Origin of the sequence: Pseudidiomarina aestuarii (assembly GCF_048263735.1) — a bacterium.
Classification (GTDB): Bacteria; Pseudomonadota; Gammaproteobacteria; order Enterobacterales; family Alteromonadaceae; genus Pseudidiomarina; species Pseudidiomarina aestuarii_B.
In genome coordinates, this window is sequence record NZ_JBLXDX010000001.1 from 523371 (window position 1) to 538782 (window position 15412).

13 protein-coding genes and 1 pseudogene are annotated in these 15412 nt (G+C 49.4%); 6 read left to right on the forward strand and 8 right to left on the reverse strand.

The features are described 5' to 3' along the window. The first annotated feature begins 1 nt into the window (after position 1). Positions 2-499, forward strand: coding sequence for a peptidylprolyl isomerase (locus tag ACN0S4_RS02435; protein WP_417656130.1), 498 nt, complete (start codon positions 2-4; stop codon positions 497-499). A gap of 11 nt (positions 500-510) precedes the next feature. Further along, positions 511-1257, forward strand: a complete 747-nt coding sequence (gene lpxH, locus ACN0S4_RS02440) for a UDP-2,3-diacylglucosamine diphosphatase (protein WP_417656131.1) — start codon at positions 511-513, stop codon at positions 1255-1257. On the opposite strand, the gene miaE is transcribed toward lpxH, so the two are convergent. Continuing rightward, complete coding sequence (gene miaE, locus ACN0S4_RS02445; RefSeq protein WP_417656132.1) at positions 1254-2012, reverse strand: tRNA isopentenyl-2-thiomethyl-A-37 hydroxylase MiaE; 759 nt, start codon at positions 2010-2012, stop codon at positions 1254-1256. The genes lpxH and miaE overlap by 4 nt on opposite strands. Before the next feature lie 129 nt (positions 2013-2141). Here miaE and ACN0S4_RS02450 point away from each other — a divergent pair, with 129 nt between their 5' ends. Next, positions 2142-2741: a Yip1 family protein gene (locus ACN0S4_RS02450; protein ID WP_169930226.1), complete on the forward strand. Its 600-nt coding sequence runs from the start codon at positions 2142-2144 to the stop codon at positions 2739-2741. Positions 2742-2797: 56 nt separating this feature from the next. Here ACN0S4_RS02450 and ACN0S4_RS02455 read toward each other — a convergent pair. After that, positions 2798-4495, reverse strand: a pseudogene (locus ACN0S4_RS02455) (GNAT family N-acyltransferase). A gap of 178 nt (positions 4496-4673) precedes the next feature. Here ACN0S4_RS02455 and ACN0S4_RS02460 point away from each other — a divergent pair. Next, on the forward strand, positions 4674-5963 hold the full coding sequence (locus ACN0S4_RS02460) for a dicarboxylate/amino acid:cation symporter (protein WP_417656133.1): 1290 nt from the start codon (positions 4674-4676) through the stop codon (positions 5961-5963). A gap of 3 nt (positions 5964-5966) precedes the next feature. Here ACN0S4_RS02460 and ACN0S4_RS02465 read toward each other — a convergent pair whose 3' ends face one another. The 4 genes from ACN0S4_RS02465 to ACN0S4_RS02480 all read right to left on the reverse strand — a co-directional run bounded on the left by ACN0S4_RS02465 (position 5967) and on the right by ACN0S4_RS02480 (position 10779). After that, a complete protein-coding gene (locus ACN0S4_RS02465; RefSeq protein ID WP_417656134.1) occupies positions 5967-6665 on the reverse strand; it encodes a hypothetical protein in 699 nt (232 codons plus the stop codon). Positions 6666-6670: 5 nt separating this feature from the next. Next, the gene (gene smrA, locus ACN0S4_RS02470) at positions 6671-7252 is read right to left on the reverse strand and encodes a DNA endonuclease SmrA (RefSeq protein WP_417656135.1); all 582 of its coding nucleotides are present in this window, start codon (positions 7250-7252) and stop codon (positions 6671-6673) included. A gap of 29 nt (positions 7253-7281) precedes the next feature. Next, a complete protein-coding gene (sohB, locus tag ACN0S4_RS02475) occupies positions 7282-8283 on the reverse strand; it encodes a protease SohB (RefSeq protein WP_417656136.1) in 1002 nt (333 codons plus the stop codon). Between the two features lie 99 nt (positions 8284-8382). Continuing rightward, entirely contained in the window at positions 8383-10779 is a 2397-nt protein-coding gene (locus tag ACN0S4_RS02480; RefSeq protein WP_417656137.1) for a VolA/Pla-1 family phospholipase, read from the reverse strand. A gap of 253 nt (positions 10780-11032) precedes the next feature. Here ACN0S4_RS02480 and ACN0S4_RS02485 point away from each other — a divergent pair, with 253 nt between their 5' ends. Both ACN0S4_RS02485 and ACN0S4_RS02490 read left to right on the forward strand, forming a co-directional pair. Continuing rightward, positions 11033-11770, forward strand: a complete 738-nt coding sequence (locus tag ACN0S4_RS02485; protein WP_417656552.1) for a YciK family oxidoreductase — start codon at positions 11033-11035, stop codon at positions 11768-11770. Between the two features lie 46 nt (positions 11771-11816). Continuing rightward, complete coding sequence (locus ACN0S4_RS02490) at positions 11817-12815, forward strand: WD40/YVTN/BNR-like repeat-containing protein (protein WP_417656138.1); 999 nt, start codon at positions 11817-11819, stop codon at positions 12813-12815. A 110-nt stretch (positions 12816-12925) separates the two neighbouring features. Here ACN0S4_RS02490 and ACN0S4_RS02495 read toward each other — a convergent pair whose 3' ends face one another. Then, positions 12926-15037: an aminotransferase class V-fold PLP-dependent enzyme gene (locus tag ACN0S4_RS02495; protein ID WP_417656139.1), complete on the reverse strand. Its 2112-nt coding sequence runs from the start codon at positions 15035-15037 to the stop codon at positions 12926-12928. A 158-nt stretch (positions 15038-15195) separates the two neighbouring features. Further along, positions 15196-15408 carry a (Na+)-NQR maturation NqrM gene (nqrM, locus tag ACN0S4_RS02500; protein WP_417656140.1) on the reverse strand — a complete coding sequence of 71 codons (213 nt, stop codon included), beginning with the start codon at positions 15406-15408 and terminating at the stop codon, positions 15196-15198. Between the last annotated feature and the right edge of the window lie 4 nt (positions 15409-15412).

Below are 15412 nucleotides of genomic sequence, written 5' to 3' on the forward strand. Positions count from 1 at the left end.
GATGCAAGTGACCTTACACACCAATCACGGCGATATTAGCCTCAAACTCTTCGCCGAAGAGGCCCCTGCAACCGTAGAAAACTTTCTCACCTATGCGCGAGAAGGCTTTTACAACGGCACTATTTTTCATCGCGTCATCAAGGGCTTTATGGTGCAAGGTGGAGGTATGGACGAAGAGCTCATGCAGAAAACCACAAAATCGCCAGTAAAGAATGAGGCAAATAACGGCCTGAAGAATACCAAAGGTACTGTTGCGATGGCGCGTACTCAAGATCCACACTCAGCAACTGCACAGTTCTTTATTAACGTTGCCGATAATGACTTCTTGAACTTCAAGAATGAAAGTATTGGTGGTTGGGGTTACTGCGTATTCGGCGAAGTGGTTGAAGGCATGGACGTGGTCACTGCTATTGAAGCCGTTCGTACTGGCAGCCACAGCTTCCATCAAGACGTGCCGTTAGAAAACGTGGTCATCGAATCGGTCACAGTCGCCGAGTAAGCACGCCCCCGATGACAACCTGGTTTCTGTCTGATCTACACCTTAGTCCAGCGCGCCCAGATATCAGCGCGCTGGCCTTTGCATTTTTCCGCACCACAGCACGCCAAGCCGATGCCGTTTATATACTCGGCGACCTAGTGGATGCGTGGATAGGTGATGACGATACCAGCGAATTTGCGCAGTCGCTTCAACACGAACTTCATGAACTCACCCGCTCAGGCGTACCGACTTTTTTAATTGCTGGCAATCGTGATTTTCTGATGGGCTCAGCCTTTGCCAAACAAACCGGCGTCACGCTGCTTCCTGAAGAGACCGTGGTCGATCTCTATGGAACTCGAACGCTGTTACTACACGGCGATAGCTTGTGCACGGATGATGTTCGCTATCAGCGCTTCCGTCGCTTTATCCGACACCCTTGGGTTAGCGGGACTTTATTAGCCTTACCGCTAGCAGTACGGCTCTGGATAGCGCGTAAACTTCGCGCCAAGAGCAGCTCGCAACAACCACTCACACCAGCACAACTGAGTATTATGGATGTGAATGCCGACACCGTCATCGCCACCTTTGAGCGAACCAATGTTCAGCGCATGATTCATGGCCACACCCATCGTCCAGCCATTCATCAGCATGTTCTAAAATCAGGTGCTACGGCCGAACGAATTGTACTGGGTGATTGGTATGAGCAAGGCAGCTTATTGCGCGTCGATGCCAACGGTTATGAACTGATCAATCAACCACTAACAAGAGACTCAGTTTAAGCCGCAGCGGGAACACCGCTGTGAAACCGCAATTCATCATCAGAAGTACGAATCAAGTCCGCCTCGATCTGACCGAAATAATCCACCCGTTGTTGAATTGACTCTCCCGCTAAACTCTCAGCTAAGGTCAAATAATCCTGGTAATGGCGCGCTTCAGAACGCAATAAAGACTCGTAGAATTGCCCCAACCGAGTTGGTACTAGCGGCGCCAGCGCCGCAAATCGCTCACAGGAACGCGCTTCAATATAAGCGCCACAAATTAACTTATCGACTAACGTGGCCGGTTCGTGCGTACGCACATGACTGAGCAGCCCGCGCGCATAGCGACTGGATGACACATTCCGATAGGGAATATTTAACTCAGCCATGATCTCGAGCACTTGATAGAAGTGGTGGAGTTCTTCTTTGATCAGCAAAACCATTTTGTCGATCAGGTCATGGCTGTATGGCGCATCATTGCGTGGCAGCATATGTTTGCTTAACTTCTGATGCCGCGCCAAATCACGCCACTCGCCCACTTGCCGATAGGTGAAATCTTCGAATGGCTTCAACCAAGCCAGTAATGCTTGTCCGGACGCTTCATCCACTGCATACCGACGAATCAGCAACATAGCCGATTGCGCAGCTTTCAATTCGCACACTAAATGATCGATCAACAGTACTTCGAGGTTTTCTGGTTTGCTGGCTTCAGTAAGCCAACCAGCAGGCGTCTCGACCTGCAGAAAGTTGCGGATTGGTTGAAGCAAAGATTGCACGTTGAAGAACCCTTAAAACTGCTTGACTCTGACTGAAATCCGACCAATAGTGAGTACTAGTCGGAGCAATAATTCGACACTCATAATAACAATAAATTGAATGAACAACGACAGAAGTAGAGGTTTGTCATGATTTTGAATCATATTTGGGGCCTATACGCACATCCACTGGAAGAGTGGAAGACCATTGATCAACGTCATGAGAGTATGACGTTTGCGCTGAGCCATATCCTTTTAGTTGCACTAATTCCGTGTCTTGCTGCGTACTATGCATCCGCTCATTTGGGTTGGAGTATTGGTGCTCGGGAAGCATCCTTCTTGACGCAAAGTAGTGCCATCACGCTCAGTGTTGCTATGTATTTAGGTATTATTGTGGCTGCTTTTGCCTTGGCTTATCTCATCCACTGGATGGCGAAAACATTTGGCGCTGCACCTACCTTCACCCAATCCATGGAACTAGCTGCTTACACCGCCACCCCAGCCATTATGTCCGGTGTCGCTGCGCTGTACCCTGAGTTGTGGTTCGTGACCATGGCATTTTTAGCTGGGGTAGCCTACTCGGTCTACTTGCTTTATACCGGTGTGCCAATTCTTATGCATATCCCGGAAGAGCGTGGCTTTATTTACGCCAGTTCAGTGGTCACCGCAGGACTCATCATGCTGGTAGTGCTCATGGTCACTTCAGCAATTTTGTGGACCAACGGTTTCGGACCTCAATACGTCAGTTAATGACCGATGGTGAGCGTCTCCCTCCGAGACGCTCACTTAATTCAACGCTTCAGAGTTCAACGCTTCAGATAACGTTTCGCTTTTTGCGACTTTAATCGCGCTAGGTCGACCATCACTAAACCGTCAATAGCATTCGCAAAATCTTCATCGACGTTAAACCCCAAAAAACGCACCCCACTCGGCTCGCACAGATCTGCATACTACTTGTACAACGTCGGCACTGCTGCGCCTTGATGCGCTAACGTGTGTTTGAGAACTGCAAAATCAGCAGCATAATCGGTTGTTGGCGGCGGCAAAAAAGGTCGTCCGGTTGGATGATACGGCGTGCGGCACTCGGCCAGTTGTTCAGAATCAGGGAAGTGCTCACCAAAAAACTGAACCAACGCATCCTTTGCCAAAGTCGGCAATGTTGCACTCATGGTGACAGCACCAAACAGGTAACGATACTGAGGATTTGCCTGTAACAAAGCGCCGATACCTTGCCATAAATAATCTAAGCTTCGCATGCCCCAATACTTCGGTTGAACAAAACTACGGCCTAGTTCCAGTCCTTCTGCGAAATACGGCTGCATTGCATCGGAATAATCGAATAAGCTATGCGTATAGAGCCCTTCTTTGCCGCGCTGTTGAATCACCTCATTCGTGTCAACTAAGCGGTAAGCACCGGCTATTTCTAACGCATCGACATCCCACAAAATCAGTTGATCATACCAAGTATCAAAATTATCCAGATCACGACGTTGCCCAGTCCCTTCACCGACCGCGCGAAAAGCAATTTCTCGGAGTCGTCCAATTTCTCGCAAGATGGCTGAATTACCTTGATACCGATAGCGATAAATAGACTTACCATCTGCGTTTTCCCCGAGTCGTTCGCAGGCTTCAATTTCGCGCTTCAGTAACTGTCGCTGTTCCGCTCGAGCAATGGGGCGTTGTGTTGGCAATAATCCCGGTTTATCGGCACCGATGCGATACAAGTGCTTACGAATACGGCGCACACGCTCCGGCAATGGCGCCGGGTCATGACGCAATGTCGACCAGGGAATCATTTCGCCAATGCGAAAGTGCAGATGTCCCGCTTGCTGACGAAACATCTCCTGAACCAACAACGCAGTCGCGAGTGGCTTATAGAGCATTGAGGCACCATAGAACCAAGCTGAGTTATGGGCTTTCACATAAACCGGTAGCAACGGTGACTGAGTCCGTTCCGCAATTCGTAAAAACCCCGTTTGCCAATGCCCATCACGCACGCCTGAGGGGCGCAGTCGAGACACTTCCCCCGCAGGAAACACAATGAGTGCGCCCTCGTTCTCAAGATGTTGGTAGAGTCGCTTTAACGGCTCTCGTTCGGTACGTTTGTGAAAAATTGGAACCGGAACGAGCAAGTCGTTGAGTGGCTCTACCGCTTGCAATAAATCGTTTGCTAAGACTTTCACATCACTGCGTACGTCGCTGATTAGTTTCAACAGAGCTAAGCCGTCCAGCGAGCCAATGGGATGATTAGCAATAATGACGACGCGACCTTCGCGTGGAATATTATCCAATTCACTGTCACGCGCGGTGTAAGTGAATTGAAAATAGTCCAATACTTGCTCGACAAACTCCAAGCCTCTGACATGCGGATAGTGTTCGCCAAATGATTGAATATCGCGTTCATGCAAGAGGCCGCGTAGAAGCCACAATGCAGGTTTCTGTAGCCATGGATTGTCATGTACTTTGGGCAGGTTTTGGCGCAGTACTTGGTCAACGTGAATCATCGCTCAGCTCCTTGGTAAAATGAAAGCGTACGAGAGCTCGATTGCATTTCGGTGGCATGCTGATGACAAACAGATGACGAACTCATCACGAGCCCCATTTGCCGACTAGTGCTTTGGCTCGGAGCCATTATCTGCTAGGCTGTTGCGATTCCTTTTGTGTGACTCTACAGGTTCCGTTATGACCGAAAATAAGAAGAAGATGGGATTAACAACGCGCATTGTTATCGGCATGTTTGCCGGTATTGCCCTTGGCGTTTTATTGAAGCTCGTTGCGCCGGATAGCGCCTTTGTTGATGCCTATCTGACGAATGGTCTATTCAACGTGGTTGGGAAGATCTTTATCGCATCACTACAAATGCTGGTTGTTCCTTTGGTATTTGTATCTTTAGTTCTTGGAACCTGCTCGCTCAGTGATCCTAGTAAACTAGGCCGTTTAGGTGGAAAAGCAGTTGGCTTGTATTTGATTACCACTGCCATTGCCATTTCATTGGCTATTGCTGCCGCAGTGATTATTCAACCTGGTACCGGTCTTGAGCTCTCAACTGATGCGGTATTCGAACCGAAAGAAGCACCTAGTCTAGCGCAAGTTATTATCGACCTATTCCCGACCAACCCAATCGAAGCTATGGCCTCGGGTAACATGCTGCAAATCATTGTCTTTGCGCTGTTGTTCGGTATTGCTATGGCATTAGTCGGTAAGCCCGGCGAGCGACTCAAAAGTTTCTTCGAAGACCTGAACGAAGTAATCATGAAGTTAGTACTGATTCTCATGAATTTAGCGCCGTATGGCGTCTTTGCTTTGATGGCCAAGCTCTTTACTGAAACCGAATTCGGCGCCATTCTCAATCTCGGCAAATATTTCTTGTTAGTGCTCGGCGTACTATTGCTCCACGGCCTGGTTACATATCCAGTGATTCTAAAAACCGTGAGTAAAATGAATCCACTGATTTTCCTCAAAAAGCTACGTGAAGTGCAAATCTTCGGTTTTAGTACCGCAAGTAGTAACGCAACCATGCCAATTACCCTTGAAGCGGTCACTAAACGTCTTGGTGTGAGTAATTCGGTGGGTTCGTTTACCGTGCCGCTAGGCGCTACCATCAATATGGACGGCACCGCAATCATGCAAGGTGTTGCCACTGTGTTTATTGCTCAGGTGTATATGGTCGATTTGAGTATCGCCGACTATCTGATGGTGGTATTGACCGCAACATTGGCATCGGTAGGTACGGCTGGCGTGCCTGGTGTAGGCTTAATCATGTTGGCCATGGTACTCGGCCAAGTAGGCTTACCTGTTGAAGGTATCGGTTTGATTATTGGTGTTGATCGTTTACTCGATATGACGCGCACTGCAGTCAATGTAACGGGTGACGCCATGGTATCCGTCATTATCGCCAAGAGCGAAGATGAGCTAGATGAGACGGTCTACAATGACGCCAACGCCGATCAGCAAGAGCGTGATCTGTCCTAACGTTTAAAACTCGATGATTGCCTCGCGCCAAAGTAAACGAAACAGGCGCGGGGTATCGACGACTGCTTCGACATCCCCAGCGCGAATTTGCTGTTGTATTTGGTCTAAAATGGGTGGTAGTAGTTTAGCGATGTAGTCATTCGCGCTCTCGTCCGAGCGCACAGCGGGCAACTCGAGCGTAGCAATTTTCGCGCTGACAATAGGTAATCCTTGATCGAATAAATTCACCACGACATCCGTCAACACCACCTCATCGACCTGCCAGATAAATTGCTCTGCGGTTTTATAGCGACCACGTGACTGCTGCAGCGCATCAATTAAATAATGCACATTAGAGCGTCCTTCGCCGAAGTACGCCAGCGTCAGCTGCGCACCTTTTGCATGCAGCTTGTCGACCACTAGATTCTGTTGCTGAGGCCCTAACCAATCACCTTCCAACCGCAATGTGTCCGCACGCAATACTTGATTTAAACCGGCATCCAATGCATCCACACGAGTGGCCAACGCAAAATCATCTATCAACAGCTCACCGGTCAATGTAATCAGTTCAAACCGGCTAAATGATAGGTCACTTTGCAATTGCTGAGCGGTTTGCTCTTGCAAAAGTCCACCCACGCGCTCAGATAGAGTCTCATCGGCAAAGGTTGGTGCTGCAATACTCAGAGCGGTGACGGTCATCAGTCCATAGAGAATTTTCATCATTCATCCTAGCGCTTTTGATGGCGCTCTCGGTTCAGCAGTTTCTGCTCGGCATTCTTGCGCAGCATCAAATATACTGCCCCACTTCCACCATGGTGTCGTTGCGCACTATGAAACGCCATCACCGGTTCCAATTCACGCAGCCATTTATTTACATAGCTTTTAATCAGGGCTGGATGCGGCTTGCTGTGCTTACCCATACCATGAATCACCAGTGCAGAGCGTACGCCCGTGCGATGACAATCTTGAATAAACTCAAATAATGCTACCCGTGCCTGACGCAAGCTGTGCTCGTGCAAATTGAGGCTAGCCTCAATGGTGTATTGCCCAAGCCGTAAACGCTTGTAGACGCCATGCTGGACACCATCTCGACGAAACTGGAGCAGGTCGGTAGGGTCCACTAACTCAACATACTCCGTCGAGAGAAAATTAACATCGTCAGCCAATTGCTGTTCCGCAGCCTTGCGTCGTTCAACCTGCGCTAAAGTTGGTGTAAATGCGGTACGAATATCGGCCACATCATCACTCGTGAGCGGTGTTACATCGGTCATCTCACGACGAAACAACTCAAATTCATCGTTTTTAGACATTGCCAACCTCTCTTAAACTAAACCTTGAATTACGACCAGCGATGAGCTCCCACAAAGTTACGTAGTTGTGCCAATCCACTACTCACATTTCGACCAATGCGTTCACCAATTGGTTTCTTCTGCTGATAGCGAATTTGCACAATTTCATGACTTTCAATTCGTTCCAACAACCACGCATCACTGGTTGTCAGGCTGTCTACTAGACCTAATTCATGCGCTTGTTGGGCGGTCCAATACTCACCGGTTGCAACCTTGTCGATATCCAGCTCTGGTCGGTACTTGGCAATATGCGCCTTGAATTGTTCGTGGATATTCTCAATGTCGGCTTTGAATTTCTCACGCCCTTCGTCGGTATTCTTACCAAACAACGTCAATGTTCGTTTGTATTCGCCAGCGGTTACTTGTTCATAGTCAATATCATGTTTTTGCAACCAACGATGGAAGTTTGGAAGCTGTGCAAGCACACCGATGGAGCCAATAATGGCAAACGGAGCCGCCTGAATATGATTGGCAACCGCAGCCATCATGTAACCACCACTCGCGGCAATCTTGTCGACACTGACAATAACGTCTAAGTCAGCGTCACGCAGCCGCTGTAATTGCGCCGCACCCAAACCGTAGCCATGCACAACACCACCACCACTTTCTAAGCGCACTAAAACTTGATCACCGGACTCAGCAACACTGACTACGGCATTGACCTCACGGCGCAACGAATCCACTTCTTTCGCATCCATGCTGCCGTGAAAATCGATGATATAGATACGTTTACGTTCGTCTGATTTGCTCGACTTCGCCGCTTGCTTCAGTGATTTCGCTAGTTTTTTCCGCTCTTTCTTATCGAGCATTTCTAGTTTCAGAGAGTGTGCGCTTTCGCGCAGATCATCGGACAGCATGTCAAGGTGCAACTCACCTTTCGACTTCTTTTGCCGCTGTGCAGCATTGGCCATCACGCCAACAATCAAGACTACTGCAAATACGATAATTGCGGCTTTCACAACAAAGCTACCAATATCAATCAGAAACTCCATGCAATCTCTCCTTGTTGAACTGCCGTCATCAACAGCTCAAAAATAGCGATAAAAAAGGGCCGACAAGCGGCCCTTTTAGTATACGTAACTTCAACGATTTTAGTTGGTCAGAATCACACTCGTGTTCGTCACTGGAATCGCTGTCGCATTGGTTGAGAACCAACCCGCTGCTTGCATTTGCATTTCAAACGTTGCTGCAAATGATGCCGCTGGGCTCACGATAGAACCGTGGTCACCTTCAATGAAGCGAACAGCGCCTGATACCGGCTCACCATCAACACTGGCAACAGTCTGCGTGACTGCAGGTAATTGCAGTGCAGCAATCAGTGGCTCAGTACCCGCTAATGGTTTACCCGGAACAGTATTCGGTACCACTTGGTCAGGCAACACATCACCACCACCAACAACCTCAATCAGGTGAATTGGACTTTCAGTCTCAACTACATTGCGAGCGTAGTTAATTGGATCCGCTGAATCGATAACGGTTTGCGCTGCGAAAGCGAACTGTTCAAATACACCATTGATTTGTGCACGTTGCGCATCACTGATGCTAGCCCAGAACTGCTCGTAGACTTGAATCAACAAACCTTGGAACGCTGGATTTGTTGGACCGACTCCTGCGGCTTGCGCTGCAGCATTCACAGCAGCTGCAAAGTCTGCATTCGCTGCATACAGCAACTGACTCTTAATCACAGGTCCAAATGACGGCGAACCTAACAATAGGTTCGCAACACTGCCACCTGGAGCCATCAGTGAACTCGCATTCACTTTAAACAAACCAGATGCCGGAGCTAAAGCGCCAGTCATTGGTGTGTTGGCCATTGCGGTAAAGCCAGTACCCGTGATTGCGCCCAGCGAGTGTCCAACAAAGAACACGCGAGAACCATCAATCGGTGCGCCTTGTTGCGCATTCAAACTCAAGCGTAAGCCAAGCATATCAGAGATAGACTGACGTAAGTTGTCACGCGCTGTTAGCAAGCTACCCAAGTTCATGTATGCCGTTGGGCTACCGGTGCTCGCATTAATCGCACCAAAGCCGCGGTCACCGTGTAATGGATGATCCATCGCTACCGTGGCAAAACCGGCAACCGATAGAGTTCCCATAATGCCAAAGGCGTTGGTTTTATTACCCGTAATGCCGTGTTGAAAAATCACCACTGGCCAGCCAGTTGCTGGTTGCGAGATTGGTGCCAAACCTTGTGCAGCACGAACTTGATTGACTGCAGCTTCGTTCGGTACTGACATCACTACAGGTACGTTTGCGTTTGTCACTGCCGCTGGAATCGGGTTGAACTTGGTTAGGTGACGCTCGTTGTCCACACCTGGGAAGTCATAACACGCATTCGGTGGCAGCAAGAGTGCTGGATTCTGTAACGCAGCTGGGTCGATACCGACTTGGGCTGGGTCAATAGCACCGGCACTAATTGCACCTAGGATAGATGCTGGGCTGTCACACGCTGCACGCCAGCGACCTTCCAGCGGAGCTGTTGGATTTTCTGCAGTCGGCACTGGCAAGAAGTATGGCAGTGATACCTGACCTTGATACAGGGCAGCAGTACTCGCCGCAGCGAATGCTGGATTGGTTGGATCTGGTTGTAACGCACCTGCACCCACTAACGCGTCTGCAACAGTAATACCAGTATTCTGTGACATCAGTGCTGGCGTACCTGTGGTGCTGAACTGCTGTACCATCAGGCCTTTAATTGCACCGAATACATCGCTGGTCGATTGCGTGGTGTAGCTCGACACATAAATAATGTCGTCTTTGTCTAGGCCAAACGCTTCAAGCGCTGACTCATGACTGTTAATCAATTGCTGTAAACCTAATGCTGCAGGGTCACCAGATACTGGGAACTCGCTCGCATTACGCTTCATCAAACCATAGGTCTGTGAAGGCTGAACATCACGACCCAATGAGTCTTGAATGTTTGAGGTGAGCACGACTGCGTAACCCGTTTTCGGCTTCAACGGCTTCAATGGCACAATCGCGACACCATTCGGGCCGGTTGCAGAAACGATGAAGTCAACGCCGTGAGTGAGTTCTGCTGCAATAGCACAGGTTGCCGCTGGACTTGCCGCAGCACAGGTTGCATTGACCGCAGTACCGCCCATCACCGCTTCAAATATACGGATAGAGCCTGGTGCTTCGAGTGATGCGCTATCCACAGTCACTTGATTACCGTTCTGATCAAACGGTAATGAGAAACTAAACGTCATTGTTGAGTGAGTACCCCAACCATCTAAGCCATTGATGGCTACTTGCGGGTTTGCAAAATCAGTTGGGTCGGCAACTGGGATATTCAACGTGCCATCTACAGTGCCGCTAAGCAGAATATTCGATGGAACGGGAACCGCACCATTACTTGGATCAAATACGACGCGAGTCGCATTCACTTGTGTTTCTATTTCGGTTGTTGGTGCATCGTCACCACTACCGCCGCAGCCGGCAAGTAGCAATGCACTGCTGATAGCTGATGCAAGCATGAGTTTTTTCATGAGGCTTCCCCGATCCTTGTTTGTATTGTTATATTCTGAGCATCTATTCAATGCTTCTTTTCGTCTTGCCTATCATCGCCTTTTTCAACTGGTACGACAAGACGTGTCAATTAACAAATTTTTATACACCGCTAGCGCCTAACTTAAAAGCAATTTTTCACTATTTTCTTTTGTCAAAGCTGAGAAAAATAGTAAAAACCAGTACACTAGCGACACATGAATTTAGCCATAGTGTAAGCCGAAAATGACGAAGATGCATAACGAGTCTGTGACAAAAGATTGCCTAACTAACAAAATAATCCTAGTAACTGGTGCTGGTGACGGTATTGGTCGCCAAGCGGCACTTGCCTATGCGAGTTATGGGGCGACGGTTATTCTCCTCGGCCGAACAGTAGCAAAGCTCGAAGCAGTCTACGACGAAATTATTGCTGCGGGTGGTCCGGAACCCGCCATTGTCCCGCTCGATTTAAAAGGCGCAACAAAAAGCCACTACGAAGGGCTCAACGCGACCATTATTGAGAAGTTTGGCCACCTTGATGGGTTGCTCAACAATGCCAGTCTACTGGGTGTCTTGTCGCCCTTCGAACATATTGACCACCCAACTTGGAACGATTTGATGCAAGTCAACGTGACTGCCCAATTCATGCTGACGCAGGCATTGATGCCTGCCTTGAAGCGAGCAGACCATGCCAGTATTGTCTTCACCTCGTCAGGAGTGGGTCGTAAAGGACGTGCCTATTGGGGACCATACGCAGTCACTAAGTTCGCTACAGAAGGCTTAGCACAGGTCATGGCAGACGAATATGATGGTTCATCAATTCGTGTTAATGTCATAAATCCTGGCGCCACGAGAACCACAATGCGCGCTCGTGCGTATCCGGGAGAAGACCCAAAACAATTGAAGACACCGGCTGACTTGATGCCGTTATATGTGTATCTGATGGCTGATGTCAGTGTTGAGGTCAATGGTGAGAGTCTCGACGCGCAGTAAAATGCTGCGTTAAGACCGTCTTTCAACCGTCAAAGAGTGAGTCTATATGCTGGCATTGAATGCTTTTCTATCTGCAACAGTCCTGCTGAGTTCCAGTGTCACTGTGGAAACCTTGCCTGCAGCAGCTGCAGTCAATTGGATTGGTGTCAGCGCTCCAAGTCCTGACGTGGTCTGGGTCAGTGGCTCCGATGCTACGATTGGCCGCAGTCTCGACGGTGGTCAAACTTGGAATATCAGCAAACCATCTACCACTGCTCTTGAGTTTCGAGACATCGAAGCATTAGATAGCAACCAAGCCTATGCGCTGAGTATCGGCGAAAATGGTAACTCCCGCGTTTATTACACCAGCAATGGTGGCGAAAGCTGGCTACTGCGTTATCGTGCTAGTGGTGAGCAGTTCCTCAACTGTATGGCTACAGCTCCGAGCGGTGAAGCGTGGATAACTGGCGATACGATTGATGGCCGCTGGGATATGGTTCGTAGTGCTGATGGGCGTAACTGGCTGACCGCTCGTAATGCCATTGGCCAAGCTCCTCAAGCCGGCGAAGGTGGTTTGGCTGCCAGTGGCGGCTGTATTCGCTTCAACAATGACGTCTGGGCCATTGGTACGGCTAACGCCACCGTCGCACGAGTTCTATACAAAGGCGTCACGCGTATCCGCTTTCAGGTCCTAGATACACCCATAGCCGCAGGACCTGCAGCAGGTATTGCCAGTGTTTGGCCCTACTCTGATAAACACATGATAATGGTCGGTGGTGACCTCAATCATCCAGAAGCGCGTCCGCGTATTGCGGAATATAAAGATGGCGATTTTATCGATTGGCCAGAGCCACCTCTTGATGGCGCTCTTTATAGCCTGACGATTACGCCGAGCAGCGATGTGCTGGTCACAAATCCTAGCGGAGCTGCACTGCACAACGCCAGCACCAATGAATGGACACAGATCAGCGATGCCAACATCTGGAATAGTGCCTGTGTAGCCGATCACTGCTATCTGGTCGGCAAGGAGGGGTACATCGGAAAATTCACAGTGAATGGTGAATAGGTAACAGGTAATAGAAAACCTAAAGACTAAACACCAAAGACCAAAAAATTGACGTCATATCTCTAGTTTTGGTCAGTTGTGTTCACCTTTCACTATTTACTGTTTACTGTTCACTGTTCACTAAGCAGCGCTGTTCCACCAGTGAGATGGCTCACTTGGCAGAACCCGTGTCGACTCAGTACTTGCGCTGCGACCGCGCTCCGATGCCCGGAGCGACACAGACAGACTATCGGACGCTGTTCATAGTCGTGACGATGATCATAGATAAATTGAGTGAGACGGGTCAGTGGCACGTTCACAATCGCTGCAGGTAAATTCAGCGGGTTGACTTGATGCTCTTGTTGCTCACGCACGTCAACCACCAAAGTTTCAGGGCGTTGTAACCAGCTTTGCTGCTCTTCCAACGCAATATCCACTAACTCGCAGCATGGCTGCTGTTGCGTTAGTTCACCAATTCGAAATGCCACAGCAAAATCCTCGTCAGCATACGGACATAACAACGTTTGCTCGTGAACTAGTTTGCTTAACAACTCGGCGTTCGCTTGCTCACCAATAAACGCAAAATCGACATGGGCTTTTGCCCCAGGTGCAATGGGTGAACTGAGTAAATAAGTCGGTTGGCGTGAGCCTACTCGGTATAGTCGGCGATTCCCAACCAGTAAACAGCCTTCCACCGGCAACTCACATTCGACCGGCGGACTACAGGTCATCAACGTGGCATGAAACGGCCAGCCAACAGCATCTCGGGCAGCATCACAACCGCTGGCACACAGTAATTGCGCCAACATAGCGGCGGGACTTGACGCTGCATGAGGCGCAGTCGTTAACACGGCCTTCACGCGGTAATGCTGACACGCGACGAGCTTTTCTATGCGCTCGGCTAACTCGGGCAACGGGTCAATCACCGCCATTTCACGCGCGCTGCGATCAATGACTAAGTAACAACACTGATTATCAAAACGGAGTTGCACTAAGCCGTCGAGCTCAGAATCGATGTCTTCATTGGTATCTGCCACCAATAGACAAGACTGCCGCAGCGCTCGCGCGGCGTCCTTAATTCGTTCGCAAGCCGACGTTATTGTTTCGGCGGAGGTGGCTGGGCCAAAAGATAACCGAATCGCGGATTGTGAACGCCAATCTTCGAGCCCCATAGCATCTAGAACAAAGCTGCGTGGAACTTTCGAACTACAGGCGGACCCAGAGCTCACACGAATATTGGCTGCATCAAACACATCCATAATGTCCCGTGACGGTACGCCTCGTACGGAAAAGTTTAGCGTGGTCGGGACTGAGTGTTCGAGGGCATGGTTTAATTCAAGAGTCGGGAAGGCCTCACGTAGTGCGGCTAATAATTGATCCCGATAATTGACCAACACAGCATGCTGGTGGAATGTTTTCTCATCGGTTTCTAGCAGTACTTCAAACAATGCATGCAAAGCTGCAATACCCGGCAAGTTTTCAGTCCCCGATCTTAGTCCTTGTTCTTGGCCACCGCCAATAATCAGCGGCGTAAACGCGGCACCAGAGCGCACGTATAAAAAGCCAATCCCCTTTGGGCCGTATAACTTATGGCCGCTAAATGGCGCGTAATCGATACTCGTAGATGACAAGCGCAACGCTTGCTTGCCCAGCGCCTGCACGCAGTCGACCATCCATGGAATAGTCGGATTGTTACCGCGAATCACACGCTCCAACGTTTCCAGATTTTGCTGAACTCCGGTCTCATTATTCACAGCCATAGTGCAGATCATGGCTGCGTCAGCAACGTGTTCGGCAATAAAGTCGTAATCGAGTAGACCATTAGCGTCGACCGGAATAGCTTTGAGCTCCGCGGGCACATCTAGTATGGTGCGCCAATGCTCAAGTGCTTGCGGCACCGCTTTGTGTTCGGTGGCTCCGTACAGTAACCAGCGTTTTGGTTGTGATTCTTGCTGACTTGCCTGCAGTGCAGAGAGCACCGCTGTTTGAATACCTTCGGTAGCACCACTGGTGAAGATCAGATGGCCCTGTCCAGCACCCACGACTTCACGGCCGAGGCGTCTCGTATCGTCCAAAATATAACGTGCTTGCAGGCCGGTGATATGGCTACTACTGGGGTTACCGAATACATGCGCCATAACGTGCTCAACAGCATTAGCAATGCGCGGCAGCACCGGAGTAGTAGCGTTACAGTCGAGGTATATCTCGGCCGTCTTGGGACGAATCTGAACGGGGGTAACCATCGAGCTCCTCTACTGGGAAATCTTAGTGAACAGTGAAAAGTGAATAGATAACAGAAAACCTAAAACAGAAAAACTAAGATAATACCAACTGATACCTTTTAGGGTGTTCTATTCCCTATTCCCTGTCCTTGTTCACGGTTCCCTATTTACTGTTCACTTTATTTGATGCGGTTTTGCTGCCACTGCTCTTCTTTTGCCATCCGCGCTTTGCGTTCATCGCATGGCTCATCGCAATCACAGGCCTTTTCCATGCCCAAAGCGCCAATGCCGCCGCAGCTTCCAGAAATTGTTTTGCGTTGCACTATAAAGCCAACCGACATGGCTAACACCACCACCAAAAAGATGGCGAAAACGGCTAAAAATAATCCCATGCGG

Coding starts and splice junctions, on each gene's coding strand:
- lpxH (WP_417656131.1), top strand. CDS start 511: ATGACAACCTGGTTTCTGTCTGATCTACACCTTAGTCCAGCGCGCCCA.
- ACN0S4_RS02460 (WP_417656133.1), top strand. CDS start 4,674: ATGACCGAAAATAAGAAGAAGATGGGATTAACAACGCGCATTGTTATC.
- ACN0S4_RS02485 (WP_417656552.1), top strand. CDS start 11,033: ATGCATAACGAGTCTGTGACAAAAGATTGCCTAACTAACAAAATAATC.
- ACN0S4_RS02490 (WP_417656138.1), top strand. CDS start 11,817: ATGCTGGCATTGAATGCTTTTCTATCTGCAACAGTCCTGCTGAGTTCC.
- smrA (WP_417656135.1), bottom strand. CDS start 7,252: ATGTCTAAAAACGATGAATTTGAGTTGTTTCGTCGTGAGATGACCGAT.
- sohB (WP_417656136.1), bottom strand. CDS start 8,283: ATGGAGTTTCTGATTGATATTGGTAGCTTTGTTGTGAAAGCCGCAATT.
- ACN0S4_RS02465 (WP_417656134.1), bottom strand. CDS start 6,665: ATGATGAAAATTCTCTATGGACTGATGACCGTCACCGCTCTGAGTATT.
- ACN0S4_RS02450 (WP_169930226.1), top strand. CDS start 2,142: ATGATTTTGAATCATATTTGGGGCCTATACGCACATCCACTGGAAGAG.
- ACN0S4_RS02495 (WP_417656139.1), bottom strand. CDS start 15,037: ATGGTTACCCCCGTTCAGATTCGTCCCAAGACGGCCGAGATATACCTC.
- ACN0S4_RS02435 (WP_417656130.1), top strand. CDS start 2: ATGCAAGTGACCTTACACACCAATCACGGCGATATTAGCCTCAAACTC.
- ACN0S4_RS02480 (WP_417656137.1), bottom strand. CDS start 10,779: ATGAAAAAACTCATGCTTGCATCAGCTATCAGCAGTGCATTGCTACTT.
- nqrM (WP_417656140.1), bottom strand. CDS start 15,408: ATGGGATTATTTTTAGCCGTTTTCGCCATCTTTTTGGTGGTGGTGTTA.